General features: G+C 73.6%; 19 protein-coding genes. 11 read left to right on the forward strand and 8 right to left on the reverse strand.

The genetic code is table 11. The features are described from left to right. Position 1: 1 nt before the first annotated feature. From JD276_RS04935 to JD276_RS16120, 3 genes are read right to left on the reverse strand one after another with little or no spacing between them, the layout of a single operon-like run. Positions 2–982: a shikimate dehydrogenase family protein gene (locus JD276_RS04935; protein WP_200114469.1), complete on the reverse strand. Its 981-nt coding sequence runs from the start codon at positions 980–982 to the stop codon at positions 2–4. Between the two features lie 16 nt (positions 983–998). Then, on the reverse strand, positions 999–1,667 hold the full coding sequence (gene eda / locus JD276_RS04940) for a bifunctional 4-hydroxy-2-oxoglutarate aldolase/2-dehydro-3-deoxy-phosphogluconate aldolase (RefSeq protein ID WP_307866457.1): 669 nt from the start codon (positions 1,665–1,667) through the stop codon (positions 999–1,001). A 2-nt stretch (positions 1,668–1,669) separates the two neighbouring features. Further along, positions 1,670–2,269, reverse strand: a complete 600-nt coding sequence (locus tag JD276_RS16120; RefSeq protein ID WP_200114473.1) for a glucose-6-phosphate isomerase family protein — start codon at positions 2,267–2,269, stop codon at positions 1,670–1,672. Positions 2,270–2,435: 166 nt separating this feature from the next. Here JD276_RS16120 and JD276_RS04950 point away from each other — a divergent pair, with 166 nt between their 5' ends. The 4 genes from JD276_RS04950 (at position 2,436) to JD276_RS04965 (ending at position 6,802) form a co-directional block, all read left to right on the forward strand. Further along, on the forward strand, positions 2,436–3,164 hold the full coding sequence (locus JD276_RS04950; RefSeq protein WP_200114474.1) for an SDR family NAD(P)-dependent oxidoreductase: 729 nt from the start codon (positions 2,436–2,438) through the stop codon (positions 3,162–3,164). Then, the gene (xylB, locus tag JD276_RS04955) at positions 3,161–4,684 is read left to right on the forward strand and encodes a xylulokinase (protein WP_200114477.1); all 1,524 of its coding nucleotides are present in this window, start codon (positions 3,161–3,163) and stop codon (positions 4,682–4,684) included. Before JD276_RS04950 ends, xylB begins: the two co-directional genes overlap by 4 nt. Next, positions 4,666–5,715, forward strand: coding sequence for a phosphotriesterase family protein (locus JD276_RS04960; RefSeq protein ID WP_307866459.1), 1,050 nt, complete (start codon positions 4,666–4,668; stop codon positions 5,713–5,715). The genes xylB and JD276_RS04960 overlap by 19 nt, the downstream gene beginning before the upstream one ends. A 61-nt stretch (positions 5,716–5,776) precedes the next feature. Then, on the forward strand, positions 5,777–6,802 hold the full coding sequence (locus JD276_RS04965) for a zinc-dependent alcohol dehydrogenase family protein (protein ID WP_200114479.1): 1,026 nt from the start codon (positions 5,777–5,779) through the stop codon (positions 6,800–6,802). 79 nt (positions 6,803–6,881) lie between these two features. Here JD276_RS04965 and JD276_RS04970 read toward each other — a convergent pair whose 3' ends face one another. Continuing rightward, positions 6,882–7,085 (reverse strand): cold-shock protein, encoded by a 204-nt coding sequence (locus tag JD276_RS04970; RefSeq protein WP_200114737.1) that lies wholly within the window; start codon positions 7,083–7,085, stop codon positions 6,882–6,884. Positions 7,086–7,579: 494 nt separating this feature from the next. Between JD276_RS04970 and JD276_RS04975 the strand changes: the two genes are divergently transcribed. The 6 genes from JD276_RS04975 (at position 7,580) to JD276_RS05000 (ending at position 14,599) form a co-directional block, all read left to right on the forward strand. After that, on the forward strand, positions 7,580–8,440 hold the full coding sequence (locus JD276_RS04975) for an aldo/keto reductase (protein ID WP_200114481.1): 861 nt from the start codon (positions 7,580–7,582) through the stop codon (positions 8,438–8,440). 86 nt (positions 8,441–8,526) lie between these two features. Next, entirely contained in the window at positions 8,527–9,444 is a 918-nt protein-coding gene (locus JD276_RS04980) for an NUDIX hydrolase (protein ID WP_200114483.1), read from the forward strand. A 130-nt stretch (positions 9,445–9,574) separates the two neighbouring features. Next, the gene (nadA, locus tag JD276_RS04985) at positions 9,575–10,903 is read left to right on the forward strand and encodes a quinolinate synthase NadA (protein WP_200114485.1); all 1,329 of its coding nucleotides are present in this window, start codon (positions 9,575–9,577) and stop codon (positions 10,901–10,903) included. Next, positions 10,900–12,549: an L-aspartate oxidase gene (locus tag JD276_RS04990; protein ID WP_200114492.1), complete on the forward strand. Its 1,650-nt coding sequence runs from the start codon at positions 10,900–10,902 to the stop codon at positions 12,547–12,549. The genes nadA and JD276_RS04990 overlap by 4 nt, the downstream gene beginning before the upstream one ends. After that, on the forward strand, positions 12,543–13,397 hold the full coding sequence (gene nadC, locus JD276_RS04995) for a carboxylating nicotinate-nucleotide diphosphorylase (RefSeq protein WP_200114493.1): 855 nt from the start codon (positions 12,543–12,545) through the stop codon (positions 13,395–13,397). The genes JD276_RS04990 and nadC overlap by 7 nt, the downstream gene beginning before the upstream one ends. After that, a complete protein-coding gene (locus JD276_RS05000; RefSeq protein WP_307866460.1) occupies positions 13,394–14,599 on the forward strand; it encodes a cysteine desulfurase family protein in 1,206 nt (401 codons plus the stop codon). Before nadC ends, JD276_RS05000 begins: the two co-directional genes overlap by 4 nt. Here the strand turns inward: JD276_RS05000 and JD276_RS05005 are convergent. Continuing rightward, positions 14,554–16,341, reverse strand: coding sequence for an FAD-binding protein (locus tag JD276_RS05005; RefSeq protein WP_200114495.1), 1,788 nt, complete (start codon positions 16,339–16,341; stop codon positions 14,554–14,556). The genes JD276_RS05000 and JD276_RS05005 overlap by 46 nt on opposite strands. Before the next feature lie 71 nt (positions 16,342–16,412). On the opposite strand from JD276_RS05005, the gene JD276_RS05010 reads away from it, so the two are divergent. Further along, the gene (locus tag JD276_RS05010) at positions 16,413–17,372 is read left to right on the forward strand and encodes a LysR family transcriptional regulator (protein ID WP_200114497.1); all 960 of its coding nucleotides are present in this window, start codon (positions 16,413–16,415) and stop codon (positions 17,370–17,372) included. Positions 17,373–17,456: 84 nt separating this feature from the next. Here JD276_RS05010 and JD276_RS05015 read toward each other — a convergent pair whose 3' ends face one another. From JD276_RS05015 to JD276_RS05025, 3 genes are all read right to left on the reverse strand, one after another. Further along, entirely contained in the window at positions 17,457–18,725 is a 1,269-nt protein-coding gene (locus JD276_RS05015) for a DUF4192 family protein (protein ID WP_200114499.1), read from the reverse strand. A 121-nt stretch (positions 18,726–18,846) separates the two neighbouring features. Beyond that, complete coding sequence (sufU, locus tag JD276_RS05020; protein WP_200114501.1) at positions 18,847–19,314, reverse strand: Fe-S cluster assembly sulfur transfer protein SufU; 468 nt, start codon at positions 19,312–19,314, stop codon at positions 18,847–18,849. Further along, the gene (locus tag JD276_RS05025; RefSeq protein WP_307866461.1) at positions 19,311–20,612 is read right to left on the reverse strand and encodes an aminotransferase class V-fold PLP-dependent enzyme; all 1,302 of its coding nucleotides are present in this window, start codon (positions 20,610–20,612) and stop codon (positions 19,311–19,313) included. Before JD276_RS05025 ends, sufU begins: the two co-directional genes overlap by 4 nt. Positions 20,613–20,629 lie beyond the last annotated feature (17 nt).

Here is a 20,629-nt window from a genome sequence, read left to right on the forward strand (position 1 = left end):
GTCACGCCCTCCGCGCGCCGCGCGCGATCGCGCTGAGGCGGTCGAAGCCGGGGCCCGAGGTGGGGATCTCGATGTCGAACACCTCGGCGATCACCCGCGTCCAGCCGTGGATGAAGTACACCCAACCGTCGTGGATCCGCAGGCCGCGCTCCTCCGCCTGCGCGCGGGCCTGGTCGAGGAAGACCAGATCGCCCCGGTAGTTGAGATCCCAGACGTGAGCCGCCTCGGGGAAGACGCCGGCGTCGCTCAGCGGCGACCCCGGCGCGTCCTTGCCGAGCCCGGTCGCGTTCACGATGAGACTCCCGGGCGGCATGAGCGCCAGCGCCGCGTCGTTGTCGGCCGGGGCCGGGCTGTCGACGAGCCGCAGCGGCACCTCCGTGCCGAACTGCCGGTAGACCTCTCGCAGCGACTCGAGGCGGGGGCGGCTGCGGTTGCTCACCACGATCTCTCGCGGCACGTCGTCGCCTCGCTCGGGGCGGGTGAGGTGCCAGGCCATGGCGATCGCGGAGCCGCCGGCGCCCATGATGAACGTCGACCGCCCCTTCCAGCTGCCGGGCGGCAGGATCGCGTCGATCGCGAACCCGGCGGTGATCGGATCCTTGGCGTGGGCGCGCAGCTCGCCGTCGCGCTTCGAGATGCAGCTGATCTCGTCCATCAGCACCGTGAGCGGGTCGGCGTAGTCGAAGAGGTCGGAGGCGGCCTGGTAGAGATCGAGCTTGTGCGTGGTCACGAGCGCCCCGACGCTCAGCGCGTCGTCGCGGAAGAACTGCACCACCCTGCGGTAGTCCTCGGCCGGAGCGTGCAGCGGCATGTCGATGCCGACGAAGTCGACCTCGCCGAGCCCCAGCTCGTCCGCCCACTCGGGGAACACCTGGCGGATGGACGAGTGCGCCGTGCTCACCCCGATGAAGTAGAACGTGGGGCGGACGGCCGGCCGCAGGACGGCGGCCGTGAGGGTGGGGTACTGCTCCTGCGTGGTCATCGTCGTGATCCCTCTCCTATCCCTGCGCGCCGGCGGCGGTGGCCGCGCGTGCGAGCTCCGTGATCGTCGTGAAGTCGCCGTCGCGCACGAGGGCGCGCGGAGCGACCCAGCTACCCCCGACCGCGGCGACGGCGGGCAGCGAGAGGTAGTCCGCGGCGTTCCCGGCGCCGACCCCGCCCGTCGGCATGAAGACGAGGCCCGTATGCGCGAAGGGCGCCGTCAGCTGCGCGAGGGCCGAGACGCCGCCGTTCGCCTCGGCCGGGAAGAACTTCACCGTGCGGTGGCCCTCGGCGAGGCGCTGCTGGATGTCGCTCGCGCCCGTGACGCCGGGGATGAGCGGGAGGCCGCGCTCGACCGCGCGCGAGGCGGTCAGCGGATCCCAGCCCGGGCTGACGCCGAAGGCGGCGCCCGCCTCGACGGCGGCGTCGACATCCGCGGGGGTGAGGATCGTGCCCGCGCCGACGACGCTGCCGGTGGCCGCCGCGGCGGCGGCGCGCACCGCTGCGACGCCGGCGGGGGTGCGGAACGTGATCTCGACGATGGTGATGCCGCCCGCGGCGAGCGCCCGCGTCAGCGGGACCGCATCGTCGGGGTCGTCGATCTCGATGACGGGGACGATCCGGTTGCCGCCGAGGAGCGCCGGGACACGGGCGGAGAGCTCGGCCTGAGCGGAGGGGTGCGACACGTTCACGCCCTCCGGTAGCCGGTGTGATCCGGGTTCTCGCGCAGCTTCCAGCCGCCCGCGCCGTCGGCGACCACGAGGCTCCGCATCCCGTGCGCGTCGGCGATGAGCTGGTAGTCCTGGCCGGCATCGGTGGCGTAGGTGAAGAGCGTGACGAAGGGCTCGTCGCCGACGTTGACGCTGCGGTGGATCCACTCGCCGGGCACGTTCACGGCCTCGCCCGGCGTGAGCTCGAACGCCTCGCTGCGGCCGTCCAGGGTCTCGAGCAGCATGACGCCCCGCCCCGAGAGGCAGTAGTACAGCTCGGCTCGATCGGAGATGGCGTGCAGGTGGCCGCGGGTGACCGCGAACTCGTCGCCGACGCGCCCGGGCAGCAGCGTCGAGGTGCCGATCGTGAGGGCGCCGGAGTGCGGACCGTAGTCCTGCGACTCCACGCGGTAGACGAGGGCGTCGCCGCCGCGCTCGGTCAGTTCGGCCTCGTAGGCCGCCGTGTCGCGGTAGACCCCGCTCATGTCCGCGAGGTGCTTGGTGTAGACGCCGTTGCCTCCGGCGAGGGTGCCGGTCGGCGAGACGGCGAGTTTCGCCGGGAGATCGATGTCGGGCACGTGCTGTCCTTTCAACGCTGAAGATTCTTGTAGTATAACTACCACATCTTGCCGTGTCACACCGGGGATTTCCGGCGCGGATCGCCGCTTTTCTCTCCCGGAGAGAGCCGATATGGTAGTTGTGCTACGAATTCTCGGTGGCCGAGTGCGTTCGAAGGAGAATGGTGTGACAGGTTCTGCAGCCCAGCCCAAGCGGGTGGCCGTCACGGGCGGAAGCGGTGGCATCGGGCGGGAGATCTGCGCAGCGCTCTCCCGCGCCGGGTGGACGACCTACGCCCTCGATCGCGTGCCGGGGGAGGGGCCGGCGGGCGGATTCGTGGCCTGCGACCTGCTCGATCCCGCGAGCATCGACGCGGCCGTCGAGGCGCTGTACGCGGAGGACGACTCGCCGGTCTCCCTCGTGACGAGCGCCGGCATCGTGGAGAACGACGTCGCCGCCGAGGACCTCGACATCGGCCTGGTCGACCGGGTCATGGGCGTGAACTTCCGCGGGGTGTTCCTCTCCTGCCAGGCCTTCGGCCGCGAGCTGCTCGCCCGTGGCGGCGGGGCGATCGTGAACGTGGCCTCGATGTCGGGCAACCACATCGTGAACTTCCCGCAGCGCCAGTGCATCTACAACAGCTCGAAGGCCGCCGTCGTGGCGCTGACCAAGTCCCTCGCGGTCGAGTGGGGGCCGCGGGGCGTCCGCGTGAACGCGCTCTCGCCGGGCTACATCGACACGCCGCTCAACGGGCTCAAGACCCACATGCACGGCGAGTGGAACGAGGCGACCGTGCTCGGGCGCATGGGGGCGCCCGACGAGGTCGCGGCCGCCGTCGAGTTCCTGCTGGACGAGCGGTCCGGGTACTTCCTGGGCGCCGAGCTGCTGATGGACGGGGGATACTCGCTGCGATGAACACCTCGAACCCCGGCGTCCCCGACGCCCCGCTCGTCCTCGCCCACGACCTCGGCACCACCGGCGACAAGGCGACGCTCGTCGCCGCAGACGGCACGCTCGTCGGCTCCGTCACGGTCGCCTACCCCGTCGACTTCGGCGCCGACGGCAAGGCCGAGCAGGATCCCGACGACTGGTGGCGCGCCTTCTGCGAGGCCAACCACCGTCTGCTCGGCCTCCACGGCCTCGATCCCTCGCGGATCGGCGCGGTCTCCTTCTCCGGGCAGATGATGGGCGCCGTGCTCATCGACGGACGCGGCCGCCCCGTGCGACCCGGGATCATCTGGGCCGACACCCGGGCCCGGGCCCAGTGCGATCAGCTCGTCGAGCGCGTCGGCATGGACGAGGTGTACCGCATGACCGGCCACCGCGCGAACCCGACCTATTCGCTGTCGAAGCTCATGTGGGTGCGCGACACCGAGCCCGAGGCCTTCGCCCGGGCCGAGCGCTTCCTCACCGCCAAGGACGTGATCCTGCACCGGCTGACGGGCCGCTGCGTCACCGACCCCTCCGATGCCTCCGGGACCAACGCCTACGACCAGGACGCGCAGGGCTGGAGCGGCGAGCTCATCGAGGCCGCGGGCCTGGACCGCGCGCTCTTCCCCGAGATCGTCGAGTCGTCCGCCGATCTCGGCGGGGTCCGGCCCGAGGTCGCAGCGGAATCCGGCCTCTCGCCCGCGACCCGGGTGATCGCGGGCGGCGGTGACGGGCCGATGGGCGCGCTGGGCGCCGGGATCGTCGACCGGTCCAGCGGCGTCTACACCTACCTCGGATCCTCCTCCTGGGTGTCGTTCGCCGACACGCGGCCGCTGCACGATCCGCTCATGCGATCCATGACCTTCAACCACGTGATCCCCGGCCATTTCGTGCCGACCGCGACGATGCAGGCCGGCGGAGCGTCGCTCGACTGGATCGTCTCGGTGCTGCGGCCCGGCGCGGATGACCGCTTCGAGGCGGCGCTGGCTGACGCCGAGCGGGCGGAGGCGAGCGCCGACGGCCTCTACTTCCTCCCGCACCTGCTGGGGGAGCGCTCCCCGTACTGGAACCCGCGGGCGCGGGCGGCGTTCGTCGGCCTACAGATGCCCCACGACCGCGCGAACATGGTGCGAGCGGTCATCGAGGGCGTGGCCTTCAACCTGCGCACGGGCCTCGTCGCGTTCGCCGAGGCGGGGCACTCCTTCGAGCGGATCGACGCGATCGGCGGGGCTGCGAAGTCCCCGCTCGTCGGGCGGATCCTCGCCGATACCTGGCAGCTGAGCGTCGTGCCGAGCTCGATCGGCGACCACGCCACCAGCCTCGGCGCGGCCGCCGTCGCAGCGCTGGGCGTGGGGCTCATCCGGCAGGAGGAGGTGCCCGAGTTCGTGGGGAAGGCCGCGGGTCCGGGCATCGAGCCGCGGCTCGACGCCGCCGAGAACGACCGCCGGTACGCGCTGTTCATGGACGCCTACCGCAGGCTCGAGGGGTGGTTCGACGAGCTGTGAACGCCGATGCGCGACGAGAAGCGGCCGGGCCTCCGTCCCCGGCGCCCGAGCCGTTCGTGCGCACGGTGCTCGGGGACATCGCGCCCGAGCGCCTGGGGCGCGTCGACTACCACGAGCACCTCTTCCAGACGACGCCGCTGCTGCCGGGAGAAGAGCTCGACGACGAGGACCTGAGCCGAGGCGAGGCCGGGCTGATGCGCGCAGCCGGCATCGACGCGATGGTGGACGCCACGCCGTGGGGGCTCGGCCGCGACCCGCTCGCGGTGGCCCGCATCTCGCACGCGGCGGGCGTTCACGTGGTCGCCACGACCGGGTTCCACCGGGAGGCGCACTACGCGGGCCGATCGGAGGTGCTCGAACTCGACGAGGAGCGCATGGCGGCGCAGTGCCTCGCCGATCTCCTCGAGGGGCAGCTGGCCGTCGACGCCCTTCCGGGGGCCGGAGCGCGCGAGCGGCCGCCTCTCGGCCCCGCGGGCGCGCCCGTCCGCGCCGGCCTGCTGAAGGCCGGTGTCGACTACTGGAGGATCTCCGCCTTCGAGCGGCGCGCGCTCGCGGCCGTCGCCGCCGCGCACCGCATCACGGGTGCTCCCGTCATGGTCCACCTCGAGCACGGCTCGTGCGCGCACGAGGTGCTCGATGCCCTGGAGGCGGACGGAGCGGCGCCCGAGCGCGTCGTGCTGGCGCACATCGACCGGAGCCCCGACGCGACCCTCTACGCGGAGTTGGCGGCACGGGGCGCCTATCTCGGCTGCGACGGCGCGGCCCGGCTCAAGGAGTGGCCCGAGTCGGCGCTCATCGACGCCATCGACGGGGCCCGCGAGGCCGGGCACGGCGACCGGATCCTGCTGGGCGGCGACGTCGCCCGTCGCTCGCGCTACCTCGCATACGGGGGCATGCCCGGCATCCCCTACCTCACGCTGCGGTTCGTGCCGAGGCTCGAGCGGCGCGTGGGGGAGGCGGGCATCAGGTCGTTCCTCGTCGACAATCCCCGGGCGTTCCTCCGCTGGCCGGCCCCGGCCGCGGCGGGCTGACCCGGATCTGCTCCACGCACACCGACATCCGCACTCGACACACCAGACCCCGGGAGGCCCCATGCGTTCGATCGTCTACTCAGAGCCCGAGCACTTCTCGCTGCAGGAGGTGCCGCTCCGCGAGCCCGGCGATACCGAGGTGGTCATCGAGGTCGACCGCGCGGGCGTGTGCGGCACCGACCTCCACCTGCACCACGGGGAGTTCGGCCCCGCCTATCCGCTCGTGCCGGGCCACGAGCTCACCGGCCGCGTCGTGGCGCGAGGGTCGGCCGTGACGAGCCCTGAGATCGGCGACCGCGTCGTCGCCGACAACACGGTCGCGTGCGGCACCTGCACGAGCTGCCGTCGCGGCTACCCGGTCTTCTGCGAGCGCGGCAGGGCGCACGGCGTCAACCGGCCGGGAGCGTTCGCCGACGCCATCATCCTCGAGGCCGATCGGTGCTTCGTGGTCAACGACCTCGATCCCGACGTCGCCGTGCTCGCCGAGCCCGCGGCCTGCGTGATGCGCGGGCTCGACGTGCTGGGCGCGGCGCCCGGGTCGAACGTGCTCGTCTTCGGTGCGGGGCCGACCGGGCTGCTCATGGCGCAGCTGCTCAAGAAGAACGCCGGAACGGAGCGGGTGGTGGTCGCGGCGCCGTCGCAGCACAAGCTGGATCTCGCGAGAGCGCACGGTGCTGATCTGACCGTGCGCGTGGACCGGGCCGATCCCGCGGCGGCCCGGGCGGCGCTCCGCGCCGATGCGCCCGAGGGGTACGACATCGTCGTCGACGCGACCGGCGCCGTCGCCGTGCTGCAGCAGACGATCGGTCTCACGCGGACCGGCGGAACGGTGCTGGTCTACGGCATGGCCGACGAGGAGGCGACCTGGCCGGTGCGCCCCTACGAGATCTTCCGCAGGGAGTTGACGATCAAGGGATCCTTCGCCCAGCAGTTCGTCTTCGACCGTGCGATCGCGGCGCTGCGTTCGGGGACGATCGACACCACGGGGATCATCACCCACCGCTTCGGTCTCGACCAGTACCGCGAGGCGCTCGACGCGATCTCGGACAGCGCGTGCGTCAAGGCGGTCATCGAGCCGCGTCGCTGAGCGCCGAGGAGAGGACCGCGGAAAACGACGGCGGGGGCGCGGCCGATGGCCGCACCCCCGCCGTTCGCGGTGCTCGGTATCAGAGCGGGCGAATGTTGGTCGCCTGCAGGCCCTTCTGGCCCTGCTCGGTCTCGAACTCTACGCGCTGCTCCTCGAAGAGGTCGCGGCGGCCCGAGCCGTCGATCGCGCTGAAGTGTGCGAACACGTCTGCGGAACCGTCGTCGGGGGCGATGAAACCGTAACCCTTTTCCGAGTTGAACCATTTGACAGTGCCAGTGGCCATCCTGTTTTCCTTCTTGTTGTTGCGGATCGTCAGTGCGATCCTGAGAGCCACGGCGACGGCGCCGACGTGGAGATCTGGGGCGGGCGGCAGGCCCGCCGGTGCGGGGAGCCCCGGTGCGAGACGGAGGCCTGCTCTGGCGGAATCGAGGCGATCCGGTGAGCGGCGGAGGCCGAGCGCTGCGGGTCGGTGCGACCGGCGATGCGGAATCCGCGTGAGGAGGATGATCGCGGCAGCGGTTCGGGCCCTTCCGGCGTCGATGCCTCCGGGAACCGGCCGCGTGTGAAACGCGATGCGACCCGTATCTCGCGCGGGCCGCGGTCTTGCGGTGAAAAAATGTGCTGGGTTACCCTACGTTCGGCGTGTACTCGTGTTGCCAGACCGAGCTTACCCCATCTTGGAGCGCAGCGACAGGGGCGGTGCCGCTCGGGGATGTCGGCATCCGGGCTCCGGCGCTCCCCTCGACGCGCTGCACCGCGCCGGGCAGAATGGGGGGCATGCATCAGACGCGCTCCACGCCCCCGGTCCCCGCGATCCCCACGGTCACGCTGAACGACGGCACGGAACTGCCCGAGCTGGGGCTCGGCACCTACAAGCTGCTGGGCGAGGAGGGCGTGGCGTCGATGGCCGCGGCGATCCGGTCGGGGTATCGGCTGCTCGACACCGCCGTGAACTACGAGAACGAGGCCGAGGTCGGGGAGGCCGTGCGGGGCAGCGGCGTCGCGCGCGAGGAGATCCGCGTCGCGACCAAGCTCCCCGGCCGCCACCACGGGTACGAGGAGACGCTCGCGAGCGCCGAGGCCTCCCTCGCCGCTCTGGGGCTCGGATACATCGACCTCTACCTGATCCACTGGCCGAACCCGAGCGTCGACCGCTACGTGGACACCTGGCGGGCGATGATCGACCTGCGCGAGCGCGGCGCCGTGCGCTCGATCGGGGTGTCGAACTTCACGGAGGAGATGCTCGCGCGGCTCGTCGAGGAGACGGGCGTGACGCCGTCGGTGAACCAGGTGGAGCTGCACCCCTACTTCCCTCAGGCCGCGCTGCGCGCCGTGCACGCCGAGCTCGGCATCCGGACCGAGAGCTGGAGCCCGCTCGCGCGGCACTCCGACCTCGTCGAGGAGCCCGTCGTCACGAGGCTCGCCGCGGCCCGCGGCATCACTCCGAGCCAGCTCGTGCTGCGGTGGCACGTCGAGCTGGGGAGCACGCCGATCCCCAAGTCGAGCAACCCCGAACGGCAGCGGGTCAACGCCGACGTCTTCGGCTTCTCCCTGGCGGGCGATGAGATCGAGGAGATCTCGGGTCTGGAGCGCGGACGGATGTGGGATTTCGACCCGAACACCCACGAGGAGATGTAGCCGGGGCCGCCCTCCGCGCTTGACACGGCGGGGAACGGGCGTATCCTGACTTAAGGTCATTCTGACTCTAAGTCGAGGGAGAGCCCGTGCACTTCGCCGAGTCGAGCGCGAGCGAGCGTCGCTACCTGCCGCCCGCCGTGGCGGTGTCGACGGTGGCCTTCGCGCTGCATCCGCCCGAGGGGGCCGCCGCCGGCGCCCCCGACGCCGGGGCTCCGGCCGAGGGTCGGGAGACGACGGCCGCCGGCTCCGTGACGCTCTGGATCCCGCTCGTGCGCCGCACGAGGCCGCCGTTCGAGGGTCGCTGGGCGCTCCCCGGCGGGCCCACGCAGTGGGACGAGACCCTCGTCGACACCGCCTCACGGACCCTCCACGACGCCGTGCTCCGTCCGCCGGGGTACCTCGAGCAGCTCTACGCGTTCGGCAGCGTCGAGCGCTCGGCCGAGGCGCAGCGACTCGTCACGATCGGGTACTGGGCGCTGTACGGCGAGCGGGATCTGGCGGCTCCCCCGAGCGCGCCGGCGGGTCAGGGGGCCGGGGCACCCGTCGGCCGGACCCCGGTCGCAGCCCCGAGCCGGGGAGGCGGGGCGCCCGGCCCGAGATGGGACGACGTGCCTCCCCAGTCCGGTCCCCGTCAGGAGGGCTCCGGAGGGCCCCCAGGCGAGAACGATCCCAACGTCGCCTGGTTCAGCGCCGACCGCCTGCCGCGTCTCGCGTTCGACCACGTCGACATCGTCGAGTACGCGCTCTGGCGTCTGCGCCGCAAGACCGAGTACTCGGCGGTGGCCCACCGATTCCTCGGACCGGTGTTCACCCTCGCGCAGCTGCGCAGCGTGCACGAGGCGATCCTCGGGAACCGCGTCGACCCGGCGAACTTCCGCAGGCAGGCGCTCGCCCAGGGGCACCTCGTGGACACCGGCGCCGTCGAGACCGGCACGCGGCATCGCCCGGCGAGGCTGTTCCGCTTCCGGGCGGAGCCGGAGGACGCCCCGCGCCCCGACCGGTAGACCGTGCCCCCGATCCGATCTGGATCCCGCCAGACCCGACCAGCCCCGATCGATCCGCGAGGCCCGATCCGGAGCAGAGACACCGACCGACACCAGACGCGACCGACACCAGACGAAGGAGCATGCAGCGATGACGAGCGTGCAGGAACTCATCCGCGGAGCAGCGGCGGAGGAGGCCGAGCGGGGCCACCGCCGCCCGATCGCGCTCCGGCCGACCGGCCGGTCGGCGCCCGGCCAGGCGGCGACGAGCTGCGACAGCGGTCTCGCGCGGGATCCGTGGGCGGTCGACCGCGCCCCGGGCTACGGGCCCGGCGCCTCGACCGCCGACGCCATCCCGGGCGACGCGCCGCGGCAGGGCCCGCTGCCCGAGCGCTACACCGACGCGAGCGAGGAGGAGCTCGAGCGGCGGATCGTCGCGGCGAAGGCCCGGCTCGGCGACCGGGTCCGCATCCTGGGGCACTTCTACCAGCGCGACGAGATCGTGCGTCACGCCGACTTCGTGGGCGACTCGTTCATGCTGGCGCAGGCCGCGAAGGCGAGCCCCGAGGCCGAGGCGTTCGTCTTCTGCGGCGTCCACTTCATGGCCGAGACGGCCGACATCCTCTCGGGGCCCGAGCAGGCCGTGATCCTGCCGAACCTCGCCGCGGGGTGCTCGATGGCCGACATGGCCACGATCGATCAGGTCGAGCGCTGCTGGCGGGAGCTCGTGCAGGTGCTGGGGCAGGAGCCCGACGCCGAGGGCCGTCAGCCGGTGATCCCGGTCACCTACATGAACTCCTCGGCGGCGATCAAGGCCTTCTGCGGACGCAACGGGGGCATCGTGTGCACCTCGTCGAACGCGCGCGCCGTGCTCGAGTGGGCCTTCGAGCGCGGGCGGCGGGTCGTGTTCTTCCCCGACCAGCACCTCGGACGCAACACCGCCAAGGCCATGGGCGTCGCCGAGGAGGCGATGCCGCTGTGGCGCGCGCATCTGCCCCTCGGGGGCAACACCGCGGAGACGCTGCGCGAGGCGCGCGTGATCCTGTGGAACGGCTTCTGCTCCGTGCACAAGCGCTTCACCGTCGACCAGATCGAGCGGGCGCGCGCCGAGCACCCCGGCGTGCGGGTGATCGTGCACCCGGAGTGCCCGGCCGCGGTCGTCGAGGCCGCCGACGGCAGCGGGTCGACGGAGTACATCCGTCGCGAGATCGCGGCGGCGGCGCCCGGCTCGGTGATCGCGGTGGGCACCGAGATCAACCTCGTGAACCGGCTGCAGCATCAGCACCCCGAGCTGACGATCTTCTGCCTCGACCCCGTGGTGTGCCCGTGCTCGACCATGTACCGCATCCACCCCGCCTACCTGGCGTGGACGCTCGAGTCGCTGCTCGAGGGGCTGACGCCGAACCGGATCGCGGTGCCGCGCGCGGTCGCCGAGGAGTCGCGGGTGGCGCTCGAGCGCATGCTCGCGGCGAAGCCGTGATCTGCGTCGTCGGATCCGGGGTCGCCGGGCTCTCCGCGACCCTCGCGGCCTGCGACGCCGGCGCCGAGGTGCTGCTCGTCACCCCCGGGAGGCTGGGCGGGGCGGACCCCGCGGCGGGCGGCAGCACCGCGCTCGCGCAGGGCGGGATCGCGGCGGCCCTGGGGCCGGGGGACGCTCCCGCCGATCACGCGGCCGACACCGTCGCCGCCGGCTGCGGGCTGACGGACGGCGAGGCCGCCGCCCTGCTCGCGACCGCCGGGGCGGCCGCCGTGCGCTCCCTGATCGCCGACGGCTTCGCGGCGGACCGCGACGCCCGCGGCCGTCTCGCCCTGGGGCTCGAGGCCGCCCACGGCCGGCCGCGCATCGTGCACGCCGGCGAGGATCGCAGCGGCGCGGTCCTGCACGCGCACCTGGGGCGGCGCGTCCTCGAGCGGGTGCGGGAAGGCCGGGTCGAGCTGCAGGAGGAGCGCACCGTCGTCTCGCTGCTCGCGGAGGCCGGCGCGGTCGTCGGGATCGTGCTGAGCGATGCCGAGGAGTGCGTCGCTCGCACCGTGCGCGGTGCCGGCGGCCGCGTGGCGCCCGCCGTGCGCCGCGTCGATGCGGTCGTGCTCGCGACCGGGGGATACGCCGCGCTCCACCCCCGCACGAGCAATCCCGCCGGATCGCGGGGCGAGGGCATCGTGCTGGCGGCCCGCGCCGGGGCCGCGCTCGCGGACCTCGAGCTCGTGCAGTTCCACCCCACGGCCCTCGCCGCTCCCGGTGCGGAGACCGACGGCTTCCTCGTCTCCGAGGCCGTGCGCGGGGCGGGGGCCGTGCTGCTCGACCGCCGCGGACGCCGGTTCATGCGCTCCGCGCACCCCGCCGCAGAGCTCGCCCCGCGCGACGTCGTCTCGGTGGCCGTCCACCGGGCGCTGCGCGCGGACGGGGGCGGGTCCGTGCGCCTCGACGCCACCCCGATCGAGCGCGAGGGCGGTCCGGGAACCCTCGCGCGCCGCTTCCCGAGGATCACCGCGGCGACCCGCGCCCTCGGGCTCGACTGGGCGCGGGAGCCCGTCCCCGTCGCGCCGGCGGCGCACTACACGATGGGCGGCGTCGCCACCGATCTCGACGGCCGCAGCAGCGTGCCCGGCCTCTACGCCGCGGGCGAGGTCGCCGCCACCGGCGTGCACGGCGCGAACCGGCTGGCATCGAACTCGCTGCTCGAGGGGCTCGTCTTCGGCGCCCGGGCCGGGGCGGCGGCCGCGCGCTCCGAGCCGTGGCGGCTGCGCGGGGCCGGCGTCTCGGAGCTCCTCGCGCGGGTCGAGCCGTTCGCCCGGGGTGGGGATGGGCCCCCAGACCGGAGGAGCGCGGACCCGGATGCGGTCGCCGGCGCCGTCGCCTCCGGGCTCGGCATCGAGCGCGACGCCGAGGGCCTCCGCGCGGCCGCGGCGGTGTTCGCGCGCTGCTCCGGAACGGAGGCGGCGCTCGCCGCGCTCGTCGCGGCCGCGGCGCTCGCGCGCACCGAGTCGCGCGGCGCGCATCGGCGGTCGGATCATCCGCACGCCGATCCCGCGCAGGCGCGTCGCTCGGCGCTGCTGCTCGCCCCCGGACGCCCCGTTCCGGCGCACCCCGATCCCGAGCCGACAAGGAGCCTCGCCCCGTGCTGACCCCGCAGATCGTCCGAACCTCCGTGCAGCGAGCGCTCGAGGAGGACGCCCCCTGGGGCGACCTCACCGCCCAGCTGGCGATCCCGGCGAGCGCCCGGCTCGACACCCGCCTGGTCGCGCGCGAAGCCGGCGTGTTCGCGGGCGGAGCCACCGTGGCCGAGACGTTCCGCCAGGTGGACGACTCGATCGCCGTCGAGGCGCTCATCGCCGACGGCGAGCCGTTCGACGCGGGCGACCGGCTGGCCCGCATCTCGGGCCCGGCGAGGGGCGTGCTCACGGGCGAGCGCGTCGCACTCAACTTCGCCCAGCGCCTGAGCGGCATCGCGACGCTCACCTCCCGCTACGTCGCCGAGGTCGCGGGCACGCGGGCCCGGATCGCCGACACCCGGAAGACCACCCCGGGCCTGCGGGCGCTGGAGAAGCACGCCGTGCTCGCGGGAGGCGGGTCGAACCACCGCTTCGGCCTCTCCGACGCGATCATGGTGAAGGACAACCACCTCGCGGCGCTCGGGGCGATCGACGACCGCACCACGACGGAGGCGCTGCGCTCGCTGCGGGAGCGCGCCGGTCACACCGTCTCGATCGTCGTCGAGGTGGACCGTCTCGATCAGATCGAGGCCGTGCTCGCCGCGGGTGTGACGGGGGTGCTGCTCGACAACTTCACGCTCGACGAGCTCTCCGCGGGCGTTCGCCTCATCGGCGACCGGGCGATCGCGGAGGCGAGTGGAGGCGTCTCGCTCGCGACCGTCGGGGCGATCGCGCGGACGGGCGTCGACGTCGTCTCGGTCGGCCGGCTGACCCACGGAGCGCGCGCGCTCGACCTCGGCCTGGACGCGGTGGGATCGTGAGCCGCTACCTCGACGCCGCCGCCACGGCCCCCCTGCGCCCCGAGGCCCGTGCCGCGATGCTCGACGCCCTCGACGCGGGCCCCGGCAACCCCTCGAGCGTGCACGCCGCGGGCCACCGCGCGAGGAGCACGGTCGAGACGTCGAGGGAGCGCGTCGCGGCGGCGCTGGGCGCCCGGCCCGGCGAGCTGGTCTTCACCTCGGGCGGCACCGAGGCGAACAATCTCGCGGTCATCGGGCTGGCGCTCGCGAACCCGCGCGGGAGGCACCTGATCACCTCCCCGCTCGAGCATCCCTCGGTGCTCGAGAGCTGCCGCCTCCTCGCCCGCGTGCACGGCTTCGAGGTGACGGTGCTGCCCGTGGACGGCGCGGGGCGGATCGAGCCGTCGGACGCGGCCGCGGCGATGCGCGACGACACGACCCTCGCGACCATCGGGCTCGCGAACGCGGAGGTCGGCACCGTCCAGCCGCTGCCCGCGATCGCGCTCGAGGCTCGGAGACGGGGGGTGCTCGTGCACACCGACGCCGTGCAGGCCGCGGCGGGCCTCCCCGTCTCGTTCGGGTCGGGGGGCTGGCCGGGCGAGGGCGTCGACGCGATCTCCGTCGCCTCGCACAAGTTCGGCGGCCCGCAGGGAGCGGGAGCGCTCCTCGTGCGCGACCACCTGCCGATCGAGCCGCTGCTGCACGGCGGCGGGCAGGAGCGCGGCGCGCGATCCGGAACCGAGAACGTCGCGGCGATCGCCGGGTTCGCCGCGGCGGTCGTCGCGGCCACGGCCTCGGTCGGCGGCCGCGCGCTCGAGCTGGTGCGATCCCGCGACGCGCTCGTGCGGCGGGTGCTCGACGAGGTCGTCGGGGCGAGACTCACCGGCGACCCCGTCGAGCGGCTGCCGGGGCACGCCTCCTTCGTGGTAGCGGGCGTGAGCGGGGAGTCGCTGCTCGTCGCGCTCGACGCCGCGGGGCTCGCCGTCTCCTCGGGCTCGGCCTGCGCGGCCGGCAGGGACGAGCCGTCGCCGGCGCTCCTCGCGATGGGGATCGAGCCGGGGCTCGCGCGGACCGCCATCCGCTTCACCCTCCCCGATCCGATTCCGGAGGCCGTCGTCGAGCGGATCGTCGACGTGCTCGGCCGCGAGACCCGGAGGCGCGGCGCCGAGCGGCGGAGCTACTCCACGAGCTTCCCCGCGACGGAGTCGTCGGACGCCGCGTAGGCCAGGTCGCGGAACGACGCCGGCGCCTCGGCGACGGGCTCGAACACGACCCCGTCGGCGGGGCTCCAGACCATGCTGCCGCGCAGCTCCCCGCTCTGCTCGGGGAAGTCGGAGCGGTTGTGGCAGCCGCGCGTCTCGCGGCGCTCCAGCGCGCACTCGAGCGTGGCGCGCGCGGCGAGCATCGAACCGGAGAGGTCGAAGGCGTGGGCGAGGTCGTCGAAGCCGGCGATGTCCGGGTGCGCCGTGACGCGCGCCGCCCGCTCCTCCAGCTCGTCGAGCTTCGCGAGGCCGGCGGTGAGACCCGACTCGCTGCGCACCACGCCGGCGTGCTCGGTCATCAGGTCGCGGAGCGCGCGCTGCAGGCGCCGGGGGCTCTCGGAGCCTCGCATCCCCGCGGAAGCGGTCGCGGGTCGGCCCTCCAGGAGACCGAGCATCTCGGCGCGCGCCTCGGCCACGGCCGCGGGGTCGCGACGCAGCTCGGTCAGGCCGGAGGCGTACTCGGCCGCGTCGGCGCCCGTGATCCGTCCGTACACGAGCAGCTCGATCAGCGAGTTGCCGCCGAGCCGATTGGCGCCGTGCAGCCCGCTCGACGCCTCGCCGATCGCGTAGAGGCCCGCGACGCCCGTTCCGTGGTCCTCGGGACGCACCCACACCCCGCCCATCGAGTAGTGCGCCGTCGGGGCGATCTCGATCGGCTCGTCCGTGATGTCGAGCATCTGCAGATCGATGAGGGTGCGGTAGACGCGCGGCAGCTTCGCGAGGATCCGCTCCCGGGGCAGGTGGGACACGTCGAGGAAGACGCCGCCGTTCGTCGTGCCGCGGCCCTCGATGATCTCCGTGTAGCTCGCGAGGGCGACGCGATCCCGGGTCGAGAGCTCCATGCGCTGCGGGTCGTAGCGCTCCATGAACCGCTCGCCGAGGGCGTTGCGCAGGATCCCGCCCTCGCCGCGGGCGGCCTCCGACACGAGGGTGCCGGCCGCCTCGGCCGGTTCGAGGATGCCCGAGGGGTGGAACTGCACGAGCTCGGCGTCGCGGAGCCTGGCGCCCGCGAGTGCGGCGAGCCGGAACGAGTCGCCCGTGTTCTCGTCGCGACGGGACGACGTGTTGCGCCAGATGCGGGTGTGTCCGCCGGCGGCGAGGATCACGGCGTCGGCGTGGATCACCACGGGCGAGCCGTCGACGACGTCGAAGCCGTAAGCGCCGAAGACGCGTCCGTCGCCCACGAGCACGCGCGTGACGTAGACGGTGTCGATGACGGGCACGTTCAGCTCGCGGGCGCGCCGCATGAGGGTGCGCTGGATCTCGAGGCCCGTGTAGTCGCCCGCGTAGCAGGTGCGGCGGTACCGGTGGGCCCCGAAGAAGCGCTGGCTGATCCTGCCGTCGGCCTCGCGCGCGAAGGGCATGCCCCAGCGCTCGAGCTCCGCGATGCCCTCGGCGGCGCCGCGGGCGACGGTCTCGACGATGGCGGGGTCCGCGAGGAAGTAGGACTCGCGCAGCGTGTCGGCGGCGTGCTGCTGCCAGCTGTCCTCCGGGTCCATCGTGCCGAGGGCGGCGTTGATGCCCCCGGCGGCCAGCGTGGTGTGGGCGTCGTGGGCGCGCCGCTTGCCGACCGCGAGCACCTGCACGCCGCGCTCGGCGAGCTCGATCGATGCGCGGAGGCCGGCTCCGCCGGTGCCGATGACGAGGACGGAGGTGGCGAGCAGGCGCTCCGACCGGGAGGCTGAGGAATCGTGAGTGTGCATGGGCTCCACGCTAGGCAGCGACCCATGATTACTCCAATGAATAGTGCTCATGCTCACGATGCGGATAGGCTATGAACGTGAATCTCGAGCAGCTGCGCGGCTTCGTGGAGGTGGCGCAGCTCGGCCACTTCACGAGGGCCGCGGAGCGGCTGCACCTCGCGCAGCCCTCCCTGAGCCGGCAGATCTCGTCGCTCGAGGCCGATCTCGGCATCGAGCTGTTCCACCGCGCCAGGGGGAACGTGACCCTCACGGCGGCGGGCGAGCGGCTGCTGCCGCTCGCGCGGCGCATGCTCGCCGATGCCGGCACCGCGCGGAGCGAGATGGCGGAGCTCGCCGGCCTGCGCCGGGGGAGAGTTCGGCTGGGGGCTACGCCGACCCTGTGCACGAGCCTCGTCGCCGAGGTGCTCGTCGAGTTCCGGGTGAGGCACCCGGGCATCGACGTGGAGATCCTCGAGCGAGGATCGCGGAGCCTCATCGCCGCGCTCGTGGAGGGCTCCCTCGACCTCGCGCTCATCGTGACCAGCGTCTCCTCGGGCGTCGCCCGGGCGGTGATCGAGCGCGAGCCGATCCTGAGCGAGCGTCTCGTCGTGGTCTCCGCGGCCTCGGAACCCGACCCCTTCGAGCGCCCCGCCGCCACCGCCGCGGTCGAGCTGCGGGAGCTCGCGCGCGTGCCGCAGATCTCCTTTCCCGAGAGCTACGACCTGCGCGTCGCCCTGGACGCCGCCTTTCGCGACGAGGGCCTGACGCCCGCGGTCGCGGTGCAGGGGGCCGAGATGGATGCGGCGCTGCGCTTCGCCGAACGTGGCATCGGCGTCGCCGTGGTGCCCGCCATGGTCGCGGTGGAACGCCCCGCGCTCCGCTCGGCTCCGCTCGGGGGCGACGCGCTGACGCGGACCGTCAGCGTCGCGCGCCGAGCGGACATGGCGCCGACCCACGCGAGTCGCGCGCTGCGGGCCTTGGTCGGCGAGACCGCCGACGGGCTCGCCGCTCCCGGCAGCCGGACCGCTCATCTCGTGAGCCGCGTCCGCTGAGGGCTCGGCTCGCCCCCGCATCGTGGCGCGTGCATCGCCGTGCGCGTATCGTCGCAGGTCATCGCCGCGGGCCCGCTCATGGGGTCACGGGGCGCTCCACCCGGGCGGCGTGACCGGGATCTCGACCAGGCGCCGCACCATGAGGGCGAGCGGATGCCCCGGGGCGATTCCCAGCGCCGTGCCGATGTGACGGCAGGCGACCGACTGCAGGCCGCGCATCCACCACATCCACGCGAGGAGCGTCAGCAGCGGAGGCCGCCGCTCCTCGGGCACGGAGCCGACGATGCCGCGCACCGCCTCGGTCGCGGCCCGCAGGCGCTCCCGATCGGGGGCCTCCGCCGTGAGCGAGGCGAGCAGGCGTCGCATCGACCCACCGCTGTCGGAGTCGACGGGGAGGTCGATGAAACGCGCGAGCCCGGAATCTCGCATGAGCTCCGCGACGAAGGCGGCCCTCGTGAGGACCGACAGCACGAGCAGCAACCACTCCCCGGGGTGCTCGGCGCTGCGCACGGTCCGGGCGATCACCACCGCGTCCGCCTCGCCCGGCTCCGTCTGCAGCAACTCGTCGATCAGGGCGGCGATCTCGACCGCGCGGGCGAGATGCGGCGCGTCGAGCCCTGAACCGGAGGCCGATGGGGGAGCGACCCCCGGTTCAGGGAGTCCAGGGGAAGAGAGGGCGTCGAGGGCGGCGCGCACCGCGGCGAGGCGCTCCGGAGGCGCGACGGCGATCTCGGCCAGGGCGGCGAGGTCGGGGACGGTCTCGCCCCGCGCCGCGGCCTCCCGGGCGATGGGGCTCTGCTCGATGTCGCTGAGCGGTCGACCCCCGGGCGGCGCGGCGGGATCGAGGTAGCTCGCCCACCCGTCCGGTGCCACGCAGCACAGCTCGCGGAGGCGCACGCCCTCTCGGCGAAGCCTGCGCTCGAGCCGCTCAGCGAGTCTGCGCCAGGGGGCGCCGCCCGCCTCTCGGAAGGTCTGCTCGCTCGTGATCACCAGCGCCGGAGGGTCGGACTCGGCGCCCGCGCTCCGGAGCACCGAGCAGATCATGTCGAGCAGCGCCCGCGTCTCGCGCGGTCCCTCGCCGGCGGGCAGGTCGAAGCGGGCGGCCGTGCCGGCCTGCTTGCCCGAGAACAGCACGAGGAACAGGCTGCCGGGCGCGGTGAACCCCGCGATCTGCGGCAGGGCGGCGATGAAGTCGGCGGTGCCCTCGCAGCGGAGGACGCGCGGCCTCGGATGCGGAGGAGGGGACGCCGACGTCTGCGGTGCCCGCGCGCCATGCGGGGGCTGCCGGGGGAAGGACCGCGGGGTCTCACCCTGGGAAACGGTTGGGCGCTGGGAGATGTCGGTGCTGCTCATGCTCCGATCCTGCGCCTCGCCCGGCGGCGCGGGGGCTTATGCACAGGAGAACGGCGCCGAAGAGGCGGGAACACGCCCTGTGAGCGGGGCCGAAGGGGCTCTCCTCCCGGCCTCGCGATCCCTAGCGCTGAGCGGCGACCTGCCGCAGATCGGCCTCCAGCGCCACCCACGAGAGCATCGCGCATTTGACGCGCATCACGAACTTCGAGACCCCCTGGAACGCGACGGCGTCGCCGAGCAGATCCTCGTCGGGATCCGCCTCGCCCCGCGACTGGATCATGTCCCGGAAGACGTCGATCCTGCGCTGCGCCTCCTCCACGTCCAGCTCGTCGTCGCGCACGAGCTGCGACAGCACCGAGGCCGAGGCCATCGAGATCGAGCAGCCCTGCCCCTCCCAGGCCAGACCGTCGATGCGACCCGTCTCCGGATCCACGGCGATGCTCAGCGTGAGCTCGTCGCCGCAGCTCGGGTTGAACTCGTGGTGCGAGGCCGTGAGCGACCCCTCGGCCGCGTCGAGCTCGCCCTTGCCGATCGGCCGCTTCGAGTGATCCAGGATCACCTCCTGGTACAGCCCGTCGAGTGCGCTCACGCCGATCCCTCCAATCCGAAGTACCGCTGTGCGCCGCGGATCGCGTCGAGGAAGCGGTCGATCTCCTCCTCGGTCGTGGTCACGTGCACGCTCGCACGCGTCGTCGAGGTCACTCCGAGCGCGCGGTGCAGCGGCTGCGCGCAGTGGTGGCCGACCCGCACCAGCACCCCCTGCTCGTCGAGGAACTGCCCGACGTCGTGCGCGTGCAGCCCCGCGACCTCGACCGCCGCGAGCGCCACGCGCCGCGACGTGTCGGCCGGGCCGATGAGCCGCAGGCCGGGGTTCGCCGCGATCCCGTCGACCAGGCGTTCGACGAGCTCGTGCTCCCGCGCCGCGGCCCGATCCATGCCGATCGCACGCGAGAACTCCACGGCCGCGCCGAGACCGACGACCTGCGAGACGGGCTGCGTGCCCGCCTCGAAGCGCAGCGGAGGCGGCATGAACTCGGCGCTCTCCATCGTGACCCGGGTGATCATCGACCCGCCGGTGCGGGCGGGCGGCAGCGCGGCAAGCATCTCGGGCCTGCCGTAGAGCACGCCGATCCCGTTCGGGCCGAGCATCTTGTGCCCCGAGAACGCCGCGAAGTCGACGCCGAGCTCTGCGAAGTCCACCGGGATGTGCGGCACCGACTGGCAGGCGTCGAGCACGGTGATCGCGCCGACGGAGCGGGCGAGCTCCACGAGATCGGCGACCGGGGCGAGATACCCGGTGGTGTTCGAGACGTGCGAGAAGGCGAAGAGCCGGGTGCGCGCGGTCAGCGCTTCGCGGGCGTCGTCGAGCGTCCAGGTGCCGTCCTCGCACGCCGGGATCCAGCGCAGGCGGGCGCCGGTCTTCGCGGCGAGCCGCTGCCACGGGACGAGGTTCGCGTGGTGCTCGGCCTCGGTGACCAGGATCTCGTCGCCCGAGCCGAGCGCGAACCGCTCCGAGCCGTCGACCCCGAGCCCCGCGTTCGCCTCGCCGATGCCGAGCGCGACGGTGTTCAGCGCGTCGGTGGCGTTCTCGGCCCATATGATCTGCTCGGGCATCCCGGCTCCGACGAAATCGGCGACCGCGGCCCGGGCGCCCTCGAAGAGGCCCGTCGCGGCTCCCACCGCCTGACTCGTGCCGCGGTGCACCGCGGCGTTCGCGGAGACCAGGAAGCTTCGTTCGGCGTCGAGCACGCTGAGCGGCCGCTGCGAGGTCGCGGCCGAGTCGAGGTAGGCGACGGGTCGGCCCCCGCTCTCGGGGAGGTCGGCGAAGTAGGGGAACGCCGCGCGAAGCTCGGCGACTTCCGCTGGGGTGATCGCGGGTGCAGGCATACCGTCCATTCTCTCAC

This window comes from Leucobacter chromiisoli (genome assembly GCF_016522505.1).
Classification (GTDB): domain Bacteria; phylum Actinomycetota; class Actinomycetes; order Actinomycetales; family Microbacteriaceae; genus Leucobacter; species Leucobacter chromiisoli.

Coding starts and splice junctions, on each gene's coding strand:
- JD276_RS05015 (WP_200114499.1), bottom strand. CDS start 18,725: ATGAGCAGCACCGACATCTCCCAGCGCCCAACCGTTTCCCAGGGTGAG.
- JD276_RS04965 (WP_200114479.1), top strand. CDS start 5,777: ATGCGTTCGATCGTCTACTCAGAGCCCGAGCACTTCTCGCTGCAGGAG.
- JD276_RS04970 (WP_200114737.1), bottom strand. CDS start 7,085: ATGGCCACTGGCACTGTCAAATGGTTCAACTCGGAAAAGGGTTACGGT.
- xylB (WP_200114477.1), top strand. CDS start 3,161: ATGAACACCTCGAACCCCGGCGTCCCCGACGCCCCGCTCGTCCTCGCC.
- JD276_RS05010 (WP_200114497.1), top strand. CDS start 16,413: ATGAACGTGAATCTCGAGCAGCTGCGCGGCTTCGTGGAGGTGGCGCAG.
- nadA (WP_200114485.1), top strand. CDS start 9,575: ATGACGAGCGTGCAGGAACTCATCCGCGGAGCAGCGGCGGAGGAGGCC.
- JD276_RS05005 (WP_200114495.1), bottom strand. CDS start 16,341: ATGCACACTCACGATTCCTCAGCCTCCCGGTCGGAGCGCCTGCTCGCC.
- JD276_RS04935 (WP_200114469.1), bottom strand. CDS start 982: ATGACCACGCAGGAGCAGTACCCCACCCTCACGGCCGCCGTCCTGCGG.
- JD276_RS04975 (WP_200114481.1), top strand. CDS start 7,580: ATGCATCAGACGCGCTCCACGCCCCCGGTCCCCGCGATCCCCACGGTC.
- JD276_RS05025 (WP_307866461.1), bottom strand. CDS start 20,612: ATGCCTGCACCCGCGATCACCCCAGCGGAAGTCGCCGAGCTTCGCGCG.